The 2,230-nt window shown below is 50.8% G+C and carries 1 protein-coding gene; it reads left to right on the top strand.

Features of this window, described 5'->3' with window-relative positions; translation table 11 throughout:
• Window positions 1–738: 738 nt before the first annotated feature.
• Window positions 739–1,488: a class I SAM-dependent methyltransferase gene (locus EV561_RS36895; RefSeq protein WP_132528775.1), complete on the top strand. Its 750-nt coding sequence runs from the start codon at window positions 739–741 to the stop codon at window positions 1,486–1,488.
• The last annotated feature ends 742 nt before the right edge of the window (window positions 1,489–2,230 follow it).

The raw sequence follows: 2,230 nt of genomic DNA on the forward strand, positions 1-2,230 counted from the left end.
GGTCCAGGCCATCGTGAACTCCTTCGAATCTTGAACAAATCCGACGGAATCACATCCTACTGAAATCACTCAACTCTTTTTCGGTCAGGCTCTTATGGCAAGAAGGCAGACAATATTTGCCAGCGTAGGACCTGTATCGATCGGGGTTGTCGATACCAAGACCCAAAAGAGGCCTAAAACTGCCGACATCAGGACTAGGACAATGTAGCGCGCCCTAAAGCGGCCTGCCATGCTATCCGTGTTTATTAAGCCTAATCTATCAAGCCGCGTTTGCTGAAGCATTATAAATCAGAACTCTATATTGTGGTCGGTGCAGACGTAGCAGCTGCGGCGAGCATTTAAAATCCTGTCACCACATCGCGAGGCGGTATAACAGCGACGATTCCAACTTGACCACAGGAAAGTTCAGCAAAGCTGCGATGCCGATGATCGCTCACATCGTTGGCAACTCGCCTGAGAGAAACGAGATGGCGGCTAGAAGCGGCGCCCTCGCGATGGAAGACCGCGTTATCCGATATACCTTGATTGCACGCATGTAACTTTCATGAGGAGATTGGTACTATAAAAGACCGATCGGCTGACTGCCATTTGATGCCGATCGTTCAAAGCTGCTAAGCGCCGGCTATAGAAGCAGTTGAGCCCGCTTTATTGTTGTCGGCTTCCGGGATTTAGCCATTAACGTCGTCCTGTTGTTAAGGTACATTCCGGTCTTCGGTTGAACCTATCGTCGGATTCGAGATGAACGATAACGTCCAAAAAGCTCACTACGAGGCGATGCACGACGAGTATGAGCAGCATTATTATGACAAGACATCACTGGATTACCGGCGGCAGTTTTTATTCAAGCCAGCGCTCAAGGGCTTGAACCTAGCAGGAAAACGAGTGGCGGATATCGCGTGCGGTAGCGGATGGAACACTATCTTAGTCCGTGAAATGTTTCCCACGGCCTCTTTCGAGGGGTTCGACATCTCGTCACGCGCGTGTGAAAGCTACGTGAGGAACACTGGCTTCCCTGCCAACGAGAGCGATTTCTCGACCTATCGGCACGAGGGCGAAAAATTTGACTTCGCCATTGTCGTGGGAGGTATCCATCACATGGTCAGTGACCTTGGAGGTACTGCTGCCGCGATCGGCAGTCTTTTGAAAAGGGGCGGCTACCTGATTGCGTATGAACCGAATGCCAACTTCTTTCTGAACCGCGTGCGCAATGCGTGGTATAGAGCAGATAGGTATTTTGAAGACGAGACGGAGAGAGCAATTTCGCTAGAGGAGCTACGCCAAATATTCTCCGGTGAATTGGATCTCGTAGACACTACGGCAATAGGTGGCCCCAGTTATATCGCGATCCTCAACAGTATGATTTTGAGAATTCCTCTGACGATCAAAAGGCCCTTGGCGGGGATATTGAACGTCGGAGAGCACGTCTACAATGTGTTGCCCGGCAGTGCCCCATTCCCGGCGTTTATTTCGCGGTGGAGCAAGGTGTAACATTCGAAATCGCGCTGTTTCTTTGATCTGATCTCGGACCGCGTTAATTATACCATACTAACGGATTCCTGATTCCGTAAATCTCTGCTTCTTCATGCGTCCGTCCTTCAATAGGCCGGACTAATCAATTCTGGAGGAAATTCGCAGTGGCAGGTCACTGACCGCTCTATCCGCCAAGCTTGCTTTGAGTTCCTAACCCCTTCCTATCGATAGGTTTGTGGATAGCGGGCGAGTTTTGCTGATTCTTCGATTAGCGGGTCAGTTCTGCAGATTTTCTAAACTCCAAACTCGTTCTTAGGGCGGACCTCAAAGTATCGCACAATGGTGTGAGCAGAGCGGCGAAGGCAATAACTGGGATCGATTTGAACAATTCATTTGCGGTGCTCGTGTTACCCCAAAGGGCTGATGGCGGCGGGGAAGCACGCTACCGGAAAATGTTCGCAGTAAAGCGGGAATGTTATCGAATCCATTGCCGGTATGACCCGGGACAGCGATGCAGGCATGCGGACCGGTTTGTCTACAAAGGCCACGGCATTGCAATCATGTGGACAAGGAACGCCAGGCCTGAGGCGTAATCCAGCGCCAGGTTTCTGTTTGCCCAAGCTCTGCCGTGTGGAAAAAAGAACCCGGAGTTTTGCATCGAACTTATACCAGCGCTCATTGATTAGAACTCATGCGCCCATTTTCGGTAACCGATGGACATGATGCGCCAGGGCTGGCTCTGAAGCTTTCGCCAAGCATC

This window comes from Rhizobium sp. BK376 (genome assembly GCF_004341625.1).
Classification (GTDB): domain Bacteria; phylum Pseudomonadota; class Alphaproteobacteria; order Rhizobiales; family Rhizobiaceae; genus Rhizobium.

Excerpts from the sequence above, each read along its gene's own strand:
- EV561_RS36895 (WP_132528775.1), top strand. The coding sequence starts at position 739 with ATGAACGATAACGTCCAAAAAGCTCACTACGAGGCGATGCACGACGAG.